The 15483-nt window shown below is 65.3% G+C and carries 12 protein-coding genes; 4 read left to right on the top strand and 8 right to left on the bottom strand.

The features are described 5' to 3' along the window. Window positions 1–30: 30 nt before the first annotated feature. A complete protein-coding gene (locus tag GVL61_RS06780; RefSeq protein ID WP_159978298.1) occupies window positions 31–1848 on the bottom strand; it encodes an alpha-amylase family glycosyl hydrolase in 1818 nt (605 codons plus the stop codon). Between the two features lie 184 nt (window positions 1849–2032). Further along, window positions 2033–4786: a TonB-dependent receptor gene (locus tag GVL61_RS06775; protein WP_159978296.1), complete on the bottom strand. Its 2754-nt coding sequence runs from the start codon at window positions 4784–4786 to the stop codon at window positions 2033–2035. Between the two features lie 342 nt (window positions 4787–5128). Between GVL61_RS06775 and GVL61_RS06770 the strand changes: the two genes are divergently transcribed. From GVL61_RS06770 to GVL61_RS06760, 3 genes are all read left to right on the top strand, one after another. After that, window positions 5129–6175, top strand: coding sequence for a LacI family DNA-binding transcriptional regulator (locus tag GVL61_RS06770; protein ID WP_159978294.1), 1047 nt, complete (start codon window positions 5129–5131; stop codon window positions 6173–6175). A 220-nt stretch (window positions 6176–6395) separates the two neighbouring features. Beyond that, window positions 6396–7916, top strand: a complete 1521-nt coding sequence (locus tag GVL61_RS06765; RefSeq protein ID WP_159978292.1) for an MFS transporter — start codon at window positions 6396–6398, stop codon at window positions 7914–7916. A gap of 100 nt (window positions 7917–8016) precedes the next feature. Continuing rightward, window positions 8017–9174 carry an acyl-CoA dehydrogenase family protein gene (locus GVL61_RS06760; protein WP_159978290.1) on the top strand — a complete coding sequence of 386 codons (1158 nt, stop codon included), beginning with the start codon at window positions 8017–8019 and terminating at the stop codon, window positions 9172–9174. 10 nt (window positions 9175–9184) lie between these two features. Here GVL61_RS06760 and GVL61_RS06755 read toward each other — a convergent pair whose 3' ends face one another. From GVL61_RS06755 to GVL61_RS06735, 5 genes are all read right to left on the bottom strand, one after another. Beyond that, entirely contained in the window at window positions 9185–10342 is a 1158-nt protein-coding gene (locus GVL61_RS06755) for an NAD(P)H-binding protein (RefSeq protein ID WP_159978288.1), read from the bottom strand. A 122-nt stretch (window positions 10343–10464) separates the two neighbouring features. Further along, window positions 10465–11109, bottom strand: a complete 645-nt coding sequence (locus GVL61_RS06750) for a molybdenum ABC transporter ATP-binding protein (RefSeq protein WP_159978286.1) — start codon at window positions 11107–11109, stop codon at window positions 10465–10467. Further along, a complete protein-coding gene (gene modB / locus GVL61_RS06745) occupies window positions 11099–11815 on the bottom strand; it encodes a molybdate ABC transporter permease subunit (RefSeq protein WP_159978284.1) in 717 nt (238 codons plus the stop codon). The genes GVL61_RS06750 and modB overlap by 11 nt, the downstream gene beginning before the upstream one ends. Before the next feature lie 7 nt (window positions 11816–11822). Next, window positions 11823–12605 carry a molybdate ABC transporter substrate-binding protein gene (gene modA / locus GVL61_RS06740; protein ID WP_200844826.1) on the bottom strand — a complete coding sequence of 261 codons (783 nt, stop codon included), beginning with the start codon at window positions 12603–12605 and terminating at the stop codon, window positions 11823–11825. Window positions 12606–12708: 103 nt separating this feature from the next. Beyond that, entirely contained in the window at window positions 12709–13089 is a 381-nt protein-coding gene (locus GVL61_RS06735) for a winged helix-turn-helix domain-containing protein (RefSeq protein WP_159978282.1), read from the bottom strand. 542 nt (window positions 13090–13631) lie between these two features. Here GVL61_RS06735 and GVL61_RS06730 point away from each other — a divergent pair. Beyond that, complete coding sequence (locus GVL61_RS06730; RefSeq protein ID WP_159978280.1) at window positions 13632–13838, top strand: hypothetical protein; 207 nt, start codon at window positions 13632–13634, stop codon at window positions 13836–13838. A 165-nt stretch (window positions 13839–14003) separates the two neighbouring features. On the opposite strand, the gene GVL61_RS06725 is transcribed toward GVL61_RS06730, so the two are convergent. Continuing rightward, the gene (locus GVL61_RS06725; protein WP_200844825.1) at window positions 14004–15482 is read right to left on the bottom strand and encodes an efflux transporter outer membrane subunit; all 1479 of its coding nucleotides are present in this window, start codon (window positions 15480–15482) and stop codon (window positions 14004–14006) included. Between the last annotated feature and the right edge of the window lies 1 nt (window position 15483).

Here is a 15483-nt window from a genome sequence, read left to right as displayed (position 1 = left end):
TAGGTGTCGTTCGGGTTCGGTTAGGTGTCGTCAGGGACGGGCGGCGCAAACGGCGAAACCGAGCGGCGGCAGCGTCACCGTAACAGAGCCGGGAGCGCTGGATTCCGGGGCGCAATCGCTGCCGGCAAGCCCTGCAAAACGGTGCGATGCGGGATCGACCTGAACCTGCGCGGTAATCGCCGTGGTCGAGGTGTTGTAGGCCAGCAGCACCTCGCGCCCGTCCTTCGGATCGAAGCGCGAGACGGCGAACAGGCCCGGCTCATCGGACGCGATGCGCAGCACCGTCCGGCCTGACGTCAGCGCCGGGGTGCTGCGCCGCAATTTCGATAGGGCGGCGATGAAAGTATAGAGCGGATGGGCGGTGTCGAAGTTCGCCTGCGCCGTGGTGGCATCGGTGCCAACGAGCTTTTCCGCGTTGTAGATGAGCGTCTTGGACGGGAACATGTCTTGCCGCGCGAGCTGGTCGTTGCCCTCGCCGACAAAGCCCTGTTCGTCGCCCGAATAGATCGTCGGCACGCCGCGCAGGGTCAGCAGCAGGGCATGGGCCAGTTTGTCACGGGCAAGCAATTCGTCTGCGGAGATACCGGGGCGCGCCTGCTTGATGAACATGGCGATGCGCCCGGCGTCGTGGTTGCCCAGGAACGTGGGGAGTTGCATCGCTGCCGCCTTGCCGCCTTCGTAGAGGGCGTCGTCCTCCACCATCCGGCCGAGGTCTGCGGCCGAGCCTTTGCCGGCGGCGGTAATGGCGGCCTGCATGAAGCCGAAGTCCAGCACGGCAGGCAGGCCCGAATTGCGCGTCCACGAGGCGAGCAGCGCGGGATCATAGACATCGCCGGTGGTGACTTCGCCGAAGATGTGGAAGTTGGGGATGCCCTTTGCCTTGGCGCGGGCGATCATGGCGGGGACGAAAGCGCGCCAGAACTCGGCATTGACATGTTTGGCGGTATCGATGCGGAAGCCGTCGATGCCGAAGCGGTCGATCCAGTCGCCGTAGATCGCGATCATCCCGGCGACCACGCGCGGGTCTTCGGTGGCGAGGTCGTCGAGCCCCACGAAGTCGCCGTATTGCGCGCTTTCGCCCTTCCAGTCGGTGTTGCCGCGGTTGTGGTAATAGATCGGATCGTTGAGCCAGGCGGGCACTTTTACGCGGCGCTCGGCCTTGGGCACGAGCGGGGTATAGGCGAACGAGGGGTCGGTCAGTTTGGCCCAGTTGGCGGCGGCGGGGTCTGCGTCGCCGGCAAAGCCGGGATTGATTGCCGGTCCCTTGACGCCGCCGCGTGTGGAGAACGGATAGTTCGCCTTCGAGCGGTAGGGGAAGCTCTCGGCCGCGCCTTCCTTGTACTGGATGACGTCGGCGGTGTGGTTGGCGATGATGTCCATGTAGACCTTCATGCCGCGCGCATGGGCCGCATCGACCAGCGCCTTGAAGTCTGCAACGGTGCCGAGGTGCGGGTCTACCTGCGTGAAGTCGGTGATCCAGTAGCCGTGGTAGCCTGCGCTTTCCTCACCCTTGGCGCCTTGCACCGGCTTGTTCTTGAAGATCGGGCCGACCCAGATCGCGCTGGCGCCAAGGCCCTCGATATAGTCGAGCTTCTGCGTCAGGCCCTTGAGGTCGCCGCCGTGGTAGAAGGCCTTGTCGGCGGGGTCGAATCCGGTGGTCAGCTTGCCTCCCTTGAGGCCGCCCTTGTCGTTTGAGGGGTCGCCGTTCTCGAAGCGGTCGGGCAGGACGAAGTAGATCACTTCCTGCTCGGGCGTCCGTGCGCGCATGTCCTGCTCGGGCGTGGCCATCACGGCGCTGTGGCCGAGGGCAAGCGCGAGGGCTGCAAGCGAGGGAATAAGGCGGTTCATCGGTCGATCTCCGAGTTGGCTGGCTTTACGCCCGCATCTTCCCGCTGAATTTGCAGCATTCGGGAGATAGGCGGAACCGGGGAGGGAGGGTTACTTCCCGGTTCCGCCCATGTGACGCGGCAGGTGAGGAGGAGATTCACCTGTCGCGCCGGGGGGATTAGAACTTGCCCGAGCCCGGATGGGCTCAGAACTTATAGGTGAACCCGGCCAGGAAACGGCGGCCATAGGTCTGATAGTCGATGACCTCGCGGGTATCGCCGGGGTTGGTGGTGATGAACGGCGCGTCGGTCAGGTTCTGGCCCTGGATATAGAGCGAGAGGCCTTCGAGCGCGCTGCCGGGCTGGAAATCGTAGCCGATCTGCGCATCGACGATCGTTTCCGAAGCGGCGCGGCGGCGCACGCGGTTGGCGGCGAAGCCAGAGACTTCACCAAGGAAGGTGGAGCGGTAGCGCACCGAACCACGCGCGTTGAAGCCAGCCTTCTCGAAGTAGGCGGTGCCGTTGGCGACCCACTTGGAATAGCCCGGAAGGGCGCTGGCCGCCTCGCCCGGCGAGGGCTGGATCTTGCTCTTGGTATAGGCGACCGAACCGGTCACGCCGAAGCCTTCCAGCGCCGATACGAAGGCGTCGAACGGCAGGGTGGTGGCGATCTCGACGCCGTGGAGCTTGCCGCCCTTGCCGTTGATCGGCACGTTGATCAGCGCGGTCTCGGCGAAGGGTACATCGTCGTCCGCGGGGGCCAGCGAGAGGCTGCTGGTCGGGACCATGACGTCCTGATTGTAGACGTAGTTTTTCAGCTCCTTCCAGAAGAACTGCGCGGCGATGTAGCCCTTGCTGGCGAAGTACTTCTCGAACGTCAGGTCGAGCGCGTTGGCGCGCCACGGACGCAGGTCCGGGTTACCCGAGGTGCCGCTGACCTGTGCCACCGGGGCGCCGTTTGCGTCCTGGGTCAGCAGATAGCTGAAGCTCTCCGACGCGCGCATGTCGTCGAGGCGCGGGCGGATGATTTCGCGCGCGGCGGCGAAGCGGATGACGAACTCGCTGGGGAAGCGCAGCGAAAGGTTGAGGCTGGGCAAGACGTCGAGATAGTCGGTGCTCTCGTTGCGGGCCATGGCGCCGACGTTCGGCGATCCGTTGGGGTTGGTGCCCAGCAGTACCGCGGTGGCCCCGCGCGAGTTCTGGTCGGTCCACTGCGCCTGCACGCCGAAGTTGCCGGTAAGGTGCGCCGAGCCGACATCCGTGTCGAGGTTGCCCTGAAGGTAGGCCGTCATCAGCCGCTCACGTATCGCGTAGCTCTTGACCACCACGTCGCCGTAAGGGTTGGCGACGCGGTTGTAGATGCCGTCGCGCACCAGCGCTGCCGGGTCGTAGCTGATGACCTCGCCAAGGCCGGCATAGCCCAGATCGGTCGTGCCCCGGCGGTATTCCTCGGGCACCGCGACGCTGGTCAGGCCGTCGGTGTTGGCGGCAAGGCCAAGGAAGTATTCCTCGGGCACCAGCGTCTTGGAGCGGTTGGTGTAGTTCATGCCGACCTGGAACGAGTGCAGCGGGCCGCTCTCGAACTCATGCTCGACCTCGGTACGGAACTGCCAGAGTTCGTCCTTGATGCGGCGGTCGTTGTAGTAGCCGTCCTGGCCGTTGCGGATCGCGGTGCCATCGGGCGCGATCTGTGTACCGCCCCAACCTTGCGGGCTGGTCAGCAGGATCGTGTCGAAGTCGCCGTAGTTCAGACCGGGCGAGAACACGCTGCCCTTGGTGCCGGTGGTGAAGCCGACGGTGTCATAGGCGCCGATCGTGTTGCGGCCGGTTCCGGCATTGGTCTCGATGGTCAGTTCGTTGCGGTCGGTCTTGGAATAGCTGACGTCGAAGAAGGCCTTCCAGCCGTCGTCGCCTTCCCACTTGGTGTTCCAGCCGAACGAGTAGAGCTTGGCATGACGCTGGAACAGGTCGTTGCGGACCACGCCCTTGACGCCCGAGAATTCGCCTGCGGTGACAAGGCCGTCCTCGACCGTGTAACCCGGCGTGAGCACGGCGGTATCGGGATCCATCGCCAGCGGCAGCTCGACGCCGCGCTTGATCTGGTTGTCCTTGAAGTTGGAATAGAACCCGTCGAGCGTGGTCGTCAGGTTGGGCGTGGGGCGCCATTCCAGCGTACCGTTGAAGCCCAGGCGCTTGAGCTTGGTCGAGGTGACCAGCGCCTTGGCGCCGCCGATCACGTGGTCGCCATTAGGAAGCTCGGAATAGCCCCAGGAGCTGTATTCCTTAATCTGGTACGGCTCGTTGGTGTAGCTGGCGCCCAGTGCGATGCCGAGGGTGTCGTTGGCAAACTGGTCGACGTACATCGCGTTGACGCGGTAGCCCTTGTCGGTTGAACCGGCGTTGAGCTTGCCCAGATCGGCATAGGAACCGCGCGCGCCCACCGTGATGATGCGCTTGCCGGCGTCGAGCGGACGGATCGTGCGCATGTCGACGGTGCCCGATAGGCCCTGGCCGACGAGGCTGGCCATCGGCGTCTTGTAGACGTTGACGGCGCTCACGACTTCGGACGGATACTGGTCGTATTCGACTGCGCGGTTGTCACCGGTAGACGTCTGCTCGCGGCCGTTCAGCAGCGTGGTCGAGAAGTCCGGCGAGAAGCCGCGGATGGCGATCGAGTTGGAGCGGCCATTGACGCGCTGCGAGGTCAGACCCGGCAGGCGCGCGATCGATTCCGCGATCGAGGCATCGGGTAGCTTGCCGATGTCCTCGGCCGAGACCGATTCCACGATCTGCTCGGCGGTGCGCTTCTTGTTGATCGCGTTCTGCAGGCTGGCACGGAAGCCGGTGACGACGATGGCGCTCTGGTCGCCTGCGGTTTCGTCGGCGACGGGTGCTTCGGCGTCCTGTGCCTGCGCGGCGGAGGGCAGCGCGGCGCTGACGAGCACGGCTGCGATGGCCATGCAGGACGAAGTCCCGGCGGCAAACATTGGCTTACGAATCTGCATTGTGGTGTCCCTCTCCTGTCCCCACCGGAAAATTTCGTACATTGGCGACCGGTATCGCCCTTTAACGAAGCCCGCACATTGCTGCCGCGACTCCATCTGCCCCCTTTGCTTAAGATGGGACTGAGCAACGCATAATAGGGCATACGTATACGCAGGTGCCGCATAGCTACGTGCGTTGCTTCTATGCAACGCCCGGATTTGCCCGTAAGTGTCCGATTACCGGCATCCTGGAGGGGAAGCGATCTTGCTCTGTTGCAGTGCAGCATCGCTGATGGCCGATGGCAAAGAGATGGCAAGATGGGACGCAAGCCTAGCAACCGACCGACAAGTTTCGACATTGCCTACCGCGCCGGAGTCTCCCAGCCGACGGTGAGCAGGGCGCTGCGCGGGGCCAAGTCGGTCAGCGCCGAAACCCGCGCCCGGATCGAGGCGATCGCGCGCGAGCTGAACTATTCGGTCGACAAGAACGCCTCGTCGCTGCGCTCGCAGCGATCGAACACGATTGCGCTGCTGTTCTTCGAGGAGCAGTCTCCCGACGATTCCAAGATCAACCCGTTCTTCCTCGCCATGCTTGGTGCGATTACGCGTAGTTGTGCGACGCGGGGGCTGGACCTTCTGATCTCGTTCCAGAAGCTGGAGGATGACTGGCATGTCCGCTACCAGGACAGCCACCGCGCCGATGGCCTGATCCTGCTCGGTTACGGGGACTACAAGATCTACGAAAGCCGTCTTCGCCAGCTGGTGGGTCAGGGCACCCATTTCGTGCGCTGGGGCAGCGTGGATGAGGCGAACATCGGCGCCACGGTGGGGTCTGACAATGTGGGAGCAGGCCGCATGGCCGGTGAACACCTGCTCGGTCTTGGCCGCCGCCGCATAGCGTTCCTGGGCCAGGCGGATGACCATTATCCCGAGTTCGCCGACCGCTACCGGGGCCTGTGCGAGGCGCTTGAGGCTGCCGGAATCGCGCCCGACCCGCGCTTGCAGCGCAATGCCGTGAACCTTGAGGGGATGGGCCGTGCCGCGATGGCTGCGCTCATCGGCGACGGCGTAAGGTTCGACGCGGTCTTTGCGGCCAGCGACACGATCGCCGTGGGCGCCATGCGCGCCTTGGCCGAGGCGGGACTGTCTATCCCCGGCGACGTGGCGGTGATGGGCTTCGACGATCTGCCCGCCGCGAGCATGACCAACCCGCCGCTGACCACGATCATGCAGGACCTCAAGCGGGCGGGTGAAGTCCTCGTCGAAACACTCGCCGCGCAGATCGAGGATGGCGATGCGCCGACGGGTACGCTGGCCGCCAAGCTGGTGGTGAGGCGCAGCACGGCGGGGCCTTCGGCTGACTGAGGCCGGGCGGAACCGGAAAGGTTGGCGGGTGCGCCAAACCGGACCTATTTCCCACACTTGGCTCCAACTTCGCTCAGCCTGAGCTTGTCGAAGGCCGCCCGCAACGGTTAGGCGCGCATGCAAAGCATTCGTATGCATGTTGTCGCCCTGCGGCGGACATGCCAGTCGCAGCGACTGCCTCTGACGCGGCGAAAGTCTGCGAGGAACGGGAAGGGACGCGATGCAAGACCACGCCGCAATTCAGGAAAAGCCGCGCCAGGGATGGGCCGGCCTGTGGAACATCAGCTTCGGTTTCTTCGGTATCCAGATCGGCTTTGCGCTGCAGAACGCCAACATGAGCCGCGTCTTCCAGTCGCTCGGTTCGGGGATCGACGACCTGCCTGCGCTGTGGGTGGCCGCCCCGCTGACCGGCCTGCTGGTGCAGCCCATCGTCGGCCACATGTCGGACCGGACGTGGCTGGGGCGGCTGGGACGGCGCAGGCCCTACTTCCTTGGCGGAGCAGTACTGGCGGCAGCGGCGCTTCTGCTCATGCCGGAAAGCGGGGGCTCGGGTTCCGGCCTGCTGATGGCGGCGATGCTGCTGTGGATGCTGGACGCCAGCCTCAATATCTCGATGGAGCCGTTCCGCGCCTTCGTGGGCGACATGCTGCGCCGTGACCAGCACACTGCCGGTTACGCGGTGCAGACCGCCTTCATCGGCGCGGGCGCGGTGGTCGGATCGCTGTTTCCCTATGTGCTGGAGCATCTTGGCGTCTCCAACAGCGCGGCCTTGGGCGGCATTCCCGATACCGTGCGCTACAGTTTCTGGGCCGGCGGCATCGCGCTGCTGGCCGCCGTCCTGTGGACAGTGCTGAGCACCCGCGAATATTCGCCCGAGGAACAGGCCGCGTTCGACGGTAAGGCCGAGCATGATGATGGGGCATCCGCCTCGGCCCTCGCCGCACGTAGCATGACGGGCGGACTTGCCTGGATTGCGGCGGGCGGCATCGCGGCGCTGCTGGTGTGGACTTGGGCGCTCGAAAAGGAAGTTTACCTGCTGGCGGGCCTCTTGGCCGGTTACGGCGCGGCGACGATGCTGGCGATACGCCTTGCGCGGGCCGGGCGCAGCGCCTCGATGCTGGCCGGGATCGTCGGCGATTTCGCGGGGATGCCCCCGCTGATGAAGCGGCTGGCCTTCGTGCAGTTTTTCAGCTGGTCGGCGCTGTTCATCATGTGGATCAACACGACGCCGGTGGTCGCGCAGTACCACTTCGGCTCGGCCGATCCGGCGAGTGCTGCCTATCAGGAGGCGGGCAACTGGGTGGGCGTGCTGTTCTCGGTCTACAACGGCGTTGCGGCCATTGCGGCTCTGGCGCTGCTGCCGCTGCTCTCCGCGCGGCTGGGCAAGGCGAAGACCCATGCGCTGTGCCTTGTCGCGGGCGCGGTCGGGTTCGCCGGGTTCCTGCTGCTGCGCGATCCCAAGGCGCTGCTGGCGTGCGAGATCGGCATCGGCATCGCCTGGGCCTCGATCCTGGCCATGCCTTACGCGATCCTCGCCAGCAGCCTGCCGCAGGCGAAGCTGGGCATCTACATGGGGTTGTTCAACGTCTTCGTCGTGCTGCCGCAGCTTCTGGTAGCGACGGTGATGGGCTCGATCATGAAGGCTTTCTTCCCCGGTGAGCCGATCTGGACGATGGCGTTCGCCGCAGGCACACTGCTGGTAGCCGCCTTGGCTTCGCTGCGGATCGGTGAGACCGAATAGCAATAAACGTTTTAAGCCAAGAAATAATCCATCTTCGCGGAGCATCGATCTTGCGCTAAAGGCGTTTCGAGAGAGGCACTCAGCGAAAGGGTCAAAAGACATGCGCGCCACCCCCGATTTCGATTTTGCGCTGGGCGAAAGCGCCCTGATGATCCGCGATACCGTCGCCCGCTTCGCCGATGAGCGGATCGCGCCGCTGGCCGCGAAGGTAGACGCGGAGGACTGGTTTCCGCGCGACCTATGGCCCGAAATGGGCGCATTGGGCCTTCACGGCATGACCGTCGAGGAAGAGTGGGGTGGCATTGGTCTGGGCTATCTCGAACACGTCATCGCGGTGGAGGAAGTGAGCCGGGCCTCGGCTTCGGTCGGCCTGTCCTACGGCGCGCACTCCAACCTGTGCGTCAACCAGATCCGTCGCTGGGGCACCGAGGCGCAGAAGGCCAAGTACCTGCCGGGCCTGATCTCGGGCGAGCATGTTGGCAGCCTTGCCATGTCGGAAGTGGGCGCTGGATCGGATGTCGTCGGCATGAAGCTGAAGGCCGAGGGCATTTCGGGCGGTTTCCGTCTGAACGGCACCAAGTTCTGGATCACCAACGGCACCTGCGCTGATACGCTGGTGGTCTATGCCAAGACGGGTGAAGGCTCCAAAGGCATCACCGCGTTCCTGATCGAGAAGGGCATGGCCGGTTTCTCGATCGGCCAGAAGATCGACAAAATGGGCATGCGCGGCTCGCCCACGTGCGAACTGGTGTTCGACGACTGCTTCGTGCCCGAAGAGAACGTTATGGGCCCGCTGCACGGCGGCGTCGGCGTGCTGATGAGCGGGCTGGATTATGAGCGCGTGGTGCTTGCCGGCCTCCAGCTTGGAATCATGCAGGCTTGCCTCGACACGGTCATCCCCTACCTTCGTGAGCGCAAGCAGTTCGGCAAGCCGATCGGGGCCTTCCAGCTGATGCAGGCCAAAGTCGCGGACATGTACGTCGCGCTGCAATCGGCGCGGGCCTATGTCTATGCCGTGGCGCGCGCCTGCGATGCCGGGCAGACCACCCGCTTCGATGCGGCGGGCGCAATCCTGCTGGCCAGTGAGAACGCCTTTCGCGTTTCGGGCGAGGCGGTGCAGGCGCTGGGCGGCGCGGGCTACACCAAGGACTGGCCGGTGGAGCGCTACCTGCGCGACGCCAAGCTGCTGGATATCGGTGCGGGGACCAACGAGATCAGGCGGATGCTTATCGGTCGTGAACTGATCGGCGCAGTCTGACCTATTGACGTCAGGCGCCCAGACAGCGCCTGACGTAATCCTCGAACCGCCCCGGCTCGCGTCCCAGCAGCCAGCGCAGGGTCTTCGCGTTGCCGCGCCCCCCGCTGCGTGCCTGCCAGGCGTTGAGCCGCAGGGCAGCTTCCGCGACATAGGCATAGCCGGGGCCCGCCGCTTCCAGCCCGGCGACCAACTGCGCCACCGGAATTTCGCCCGATGCCACCGGCTGGCCGCTGACGGTTGCAATCAGCGCGGCGATCTCGGCGGTGCCGAGCGCCTCGTCGCTGGCGATATCGTAGCCGGCAAGGGCGTGGCCGTCCTCGAACGTCACTTTCGCAAGAACTTCGGCAAGGTCGGCAATGTCGACATGGCCCTGCCGTGTGCCGAGCGGGAAGGGCAGATCCAGCTTCCCCGCGGCGAGTGCTGCGGCGACGTCGATGTTCTGCATGAAGCTCTGCGGACGCAGTACAGTCCATTCCAGCGCGGATTCGGCAAGGTATCCCTCTACCGCCAGCTTGGCGGCATTGCCCGGCACGCTGGCCGCCTGCACATGCAATGCAGAGACATAGACGAAGCGCTTCACCCCCGCCGCGACGGCCGCGTCGATCATGCCCGTACCCATCGCCGTCTCGCGCGGGTGGAAGGCGGGAGCGTAGTGTACCACCACGTCCATACCCTCGACTGCGAGCGTGCGGTCGGCCGGGTTTTCGAGATCGCCGGTCAGGCACTCGATCCGGTGGGCGCGTGTGCGCTGGCCGCCGGTGTCGAGGTTTCCGGGCATGACCTCGATGGCGCGTGTGCGCTGGCCGCCGGTGTCGAGGTTTCCGGGCATGACCTCGATGGAGCGCGTGCGCTGGCCGCCCGTATCGAGGTTTCCGGGCATGACCTCGATGGCGCGTGTGCGCTGGCCGCCGGTGTCGAGGTTTCCGGGCATGACCTCGATGGCGCGTGTGCGCTGGCCGCCGGTGTCGAGGTTTCCGGGCATGACCTCGATGGCGCGTGTGCGCTGGCCGCCCGTGTCGAGATTTCCGGGCATCACCTCGATGGAGCGCGTGCGCGTTTCGGGATAGCGGCACAGGCCGCGGATGGAGACATCCGGGTCGCGGCTGCGCAGGGCATCGATGACATGGCAGCCGGTCCTGCCGGTCGGCCCCACAACCAGAATGCGCATCGTATCCCCTCCGTAACCCGCGCGAAGTGCGTAACGGTGAAGCGCGCGCAAGTGTACTGACAAGTCCCGTTAGATGCGCCAGCCTCTCCGATGCCCGAAAATCACGCAGTTCGGGGTGCAGGTCAAGGCGTTGGAATCGGGATGATGCGGTCCGCCAGCCGTTCGACTTCGGCGCGGTCGTGGCTGACGTAGAGTATCGGCAATTTCAACTCGCTCCGGATACGCTCTATCAGGCCGAGGATTTCGCCGCGCCGGGCGGCGTCGACCGAGGCGAGCGGTTCGTCCATCAGCAGGAATGTCGGGCCGGATAGCAGCGCCCGTCCAATGGCGACGCGCTGCGCCTCTCCGCCAGAGAGCGTTGCGGGCATCCGGTCCAGCAAGGGGGCGATGCCCAGCAGGTCGAGCGTGTGGTCCCAGCCCAGCGAGCGCCGCTCCGCCTGCGCCAGCTTCCAGCCGTAGCGCAAGTTGTCGCGCACTGTGCGGTGGGGGAACAGGCGCAGGTCCTGGAACACGTAGCCGCAGCGCCGGCGCTCCGGCTTGAGGTCGATGCGTGCCGTGCGGTCGTAGAGCACCTTGCCGGAGACGGCGATGCGCCCTTCGGCAGGGCGAGCAAGGCCGGCTACGGCATCGAGCAGGCTGGTCTTGCCCGCGCCGGAGGGACCGAACAGTGCGGTGAGGCCGGGGCCTGCGGTGAAGTCGTAGGTCAGCCTCAGCCTGCCACGATTGAGGGTTACGGCAATTTCGAAGGCGGGGGCGTCAGACGACATGGCGGCCCTTTTCCTGTCCGCTGCGCCGCGCCAGCCACTCGGACAAGACCAGCGCGCCGACCGACAGCAGCACGGACAGCCCTGCCAGCCGGGCGACCTGGATGTCCGAGCCGGGCATCTGCAGGGCGCTGTAGATGGCCAGCGGCAGGGTCTGCGTTTCGCCGGGAATGTTGGAGGCGAAAGTGATCGTCGCGCCGAATTCTCCCACGGAGCGGGCGAGGCCGAGTACCAGCGCGGCAAGGATGCCGTTGGCGGAAAGCGGCAGCGTCACGGTGGCGAAAGTGCGCCACGGCCCAGCGCCCAAAGTGCGCGCGGCGCTTTCCAGCCGCTGGTCGACTGCTTCGAGCGAGAGTCGGATTGCCCGCACCATCAGCGGCAGGGCCATCACGGCCGCTGCCAGCGCGGCGCCCGTCCAGCGGAACAGGAAGGTGAGGCCGAAAGTTCGCTCCAGAAAACCGCCCAGCGGCGTATTGGGGCTGAAGGCGATCAGTAGCAGCCACCCGGTCACGACCGGCGGCAGCACCAGCGGCAGATGGACCAGCGCGTCGACCAGTACCTTGCCCGGAAAACGCCAGCGCGCCAGCATCCAGGCGATGGCAAAGGACGCCGGCAGCGCCGCGACGATGGCAACACCGCTGACCTTGAGCGAGAGGATGAGAACCTCCCATTCAGCCGGCGAAAGCCAACTCTGTGAAAACCAACTCACGGGCGGCTTATTTCGTCCCGAACCCGAAGCGGCGGAACACCGCCTTGCCCTCGGCGGAGATCAGGTAGCGGCGGAACGCATCGGCCTCCGGGTTGCGGGAAGAGGCGATGACGGCGACCGGGTAGCTGATCGGGTCGTGGCTGTTTTCGGGGAACACGCCGATGACGCGCACGCCCGGATCTGCGCGGGCATCGGTGGCATAGACCACGCCCAGAGGCGCGGCCCCTCGGCTGACCAGCGCCAGCGCGGCGCGGACGCTCTCACCCGGCGCAAGCTGTCCCTGAACCGAATTCCACACGCCTAGTTTGCTGAGCGACTGTTTGGCATAGACCCCCGCTGGCACCCCGGCCGGGTCGGCGATGGCAAGGCGCCCCGTGCCCAACGTCCGGGAAAGCGGCATGTTGGCAGTAATGCGCAGGCGCACCGTGCTGGTCCGCGGGGCGATCAGCACCAGCGAATTGCGCAGGAACGAAATGCGGGTGCCCTTGCGCAGAAGCCCCTTGGACTGGACGTCGTCCATCCAGGGTTCGTCTGCCGAAACGAACAGGTCCGCAGGCGCGCCCGAAGCGATCTGGCGCGCCAGGGCGGAGGAACCGGCGAAGGAAATGCGCGGCCGCGGATGGCCCTTTGCCTTCCAGGCATCGGCGGCGGCGTTCATCGATTCCTGCAGACTGGCAGCGGCAAGTACCAGAGGAGCCTGCTTTTGCGGTGCGGCCATGGTCGCCGCCGGCAGCAGCGAGGCGAGCGCCGCCAGAAACGCCGTCAGCAAAAGGGCGAGGTACTTGCGCATTCGAAAGTCTCCGAGGGATACTGTATCGGACAGTATATCGCGTGCCCGGGTTTGCAAGGCATGGAGCAACGCGGGGCGGAGGGCAAAACGGCTGTGCTCCCCGTCAATCCTTCTGGCTGGCGCGCGGCTCCGGCAGCAGGCGCCCGGCGAGGGCGTCGTAGCCCGTCCCGCGCGATGCGTCGGCGATGCCGTCCTGTAAGGCACGGTAATGGGCCAGCACCTGATCGCCCAGTTCGGTCAGCCGCGCGCCGCTGCTGGTCGAGCGGCCGGGAGCGGTGCGCACCAGCGGAGCGTTCCAGCAGCGGTTCATCACATCGACGAGCAGCCACGCCCGGCGGTAGCTCATACCCATGGTCCGCGCGGCGGCCGAGATCGAACCGTGTTCGCGGATCGAGTCGAGCAGGTCCGCCTTGCCCGGCCCCATGGCGATTTCATTGCCACAATGGATCTGAATCTTGATCTTGAGGCCTGGCGCTGTGGTCATGGACGGAGCCTAGAATGGCTCCGGTCCGGCGGCAAGGGTGGGCGGCGGCGCCAGCGACGACAACTTGATGAGGCCCGGCGAATCACTTCGCCGCCGACTTCAACCACATTGGCTCTACCCCCTTGCACCCTCCGAAAAGCTGCCAGGGCGAGCGCTGGATTTCGGCGCACCGCTTGTCGGCGGGTTTACTGCTGCCCTGCGGCAGAACTTGGAGTGAAGCCATAGGCAACGATTGCAAAGCTCAGCAAATCCAACGCGACAGATCGTTTTGCAGTGCAAAATGGGCGTATAACGGAACCAACGAAAATTTCGCGCAAAAGACAGAAAATTACCATCAAATCGATTATGATTTCGCATTCTATCCGGAGATTAAAATCATGTGAGCCATTCGGGATATTCTGGAATAATCCGCCAGATTTTGTTATACCCGAGGCAATAAACGAGCTGGGATCTGACGCCAATAGGTGCAGCCTGTGGGATTGATCAGGACGGTATGGCGAAGAAGCGCTTTCGAAACCGTCTCGGCAATTGAGGATCGAGTAATGAAGGTCGCAGACGAAAACATTATCCGCTTCGAACGCTTTTCGGATAGCACCCGGAACTTCTCGACGCGAATTCCTGCCGGCATGGTCTATGCCGCCCAGCGGATGGGCAGCAGCGAGGAAGAGCATGACGGACGCGGGCTGATCATCGCGATCCTGCTCTGCATGGGATGCTGGGCTGCACTGGGTTATTTCCTGCTGGCCTGAACGGCCAGTATTGCGAACCGATGTTTTGGGAACGGCAGGCACGAATTGCCATCCGTTTCTGCGCTAGATCACCATTTTATGGTGACGTTGACCTGAACTGAGGCGGCTTTCTTGCCGCCTTTTTCATGCCCGCGATTTTTTGGAAGCGTCTCCAACTTGTTCTCGTCACTGCAGGGCAGGTAGGTCCTGGCTTCGGGGTTCGACCATGTCCGGCACCCATCCGCCCGCTGTAGCGACGTAAAGCCGCGCCACGTTCTGGTACTGCCGGATGCGCGCATCCAGCAGCGTGAGCTGCGCGCGCTGGTAAGTGCGGCTGGCGTCCAGCACCGTCAGGATACCGCTGTTGCCCACTTCGAAACTGCGCCGCGACAGGTGGAGAGAACGGCCCGCGACTTGCGCTGCATCGTACCTCACGGCGATCTCCCGGCTATCGCTGCCAAGCGCCCAGAGGAGGCCGGAGACCTGACCGAAGGCTTCGGTCACCACCTGCCGGTATCGCGCAGCCGCCGCGCGCGCTTCAGCTTCGGCGCCGCGCTTTTCTGCCTTGAGGGTGCCGCCGTGGAAGATCGGTGCCGATATCCCGGCAAACAGGTCGAAGGCGTTGAAGCGGCTGCTGGTGATCCGATCTGCTTGAGAGGTCGACTGCGTCACGCTCGCGCCCAGGGTGATGTCGGGGTAGAGCCCGGCCGTCGCTACGCCCACCGCTGCGACCGCCGCGTGCAGGCGGGCCTCGGCCTCGAGAATGTCGGGCCGTTTGTGAACCAGCGCCGAGGGCAGGGCGACCGGCACGCCGGGCGGAAGGACGAACTCGTCGAGGCCGAAGTCGGTCTCCTCCAGTTCGCCCGGAGTAATGCCCAGCAGCACTGCCAGCATGGCGCGGCCTTCCGCCAGTTGCCGCTCCAGCGCGGGAAGATCGGCGCGGTCTCCGGCGAGCTGGCCTTGCGCGCTGAGCACTTCAACCAGCGTGCCCGCGCCGGCCTTGCGCCGGGATTCCGTCAACGAGACGTTACGTTCGTCCTCTGTCAGCAGGGCGCGTTCGGTTGTGAGGGTGTCGTTCAGCGCGGCGATGGCAAGGACCTGCGCGACCACCCGCCCGGCGACGACGAGGTGAGCCGCCTGCACCGCGCGCGCCTCTGCCTGGGCCTGCGCGCCGGCCTGTTCCAGCGAGCGGCGGTTGCGGCCGAACAGGTCGAGGTCGTAGGAGATGCCGCCACCCAGCGTATAGAGGTCGAACTCGGGGTTGGGGATGTCGCCGCCGCCGAAGCTGTCGGACAGGCCGAAGGCGGCGAGGTTGACCTTCTGATACTCTGCACGGGCGTTGACATCGGCTTGCGGCAACTGCCGCCCCGCCACTGCGGCGATGCGTTCGCGCGCCCGTTCGAGCGTGGCCCGGCTTTCGGCGAGGCTGTGATTGCCCGCCATGGCGCGCGCCACCAGCGCGTCCAGCCGGGGCGAGGCGAAGGCCTGCCACCATGCGCCTTCGGGGCCCTGTCCCATGGTGACGCCGTCCGGTCTGGCCGGGGCACCGTAGCTGGCCTTTTCGGGCGGGGCTTCGGGAGGCTTGTAGTCCGGCCCGACGGTGGTGCACCCGGCAGCCAGCAGCATCAGCGGGAAAAGGATCGGGAAACAGGCAGGGCGCTTCATG

Origin of the sequence: Novosphingobium sp. 18050 (assembly GCF_902706195.1) — a bacterium.
Classification (GTDB): Bacteria; Pseudomonadota; Alphaproteobacteria; order Sphingomonadales; family Sphingomonadaceae; genus Novosphingobium.
Note: the sequence above shows the minus strand (reverse complement) of the source record. Positions and strands in the feature narration are given on the sequence as shown.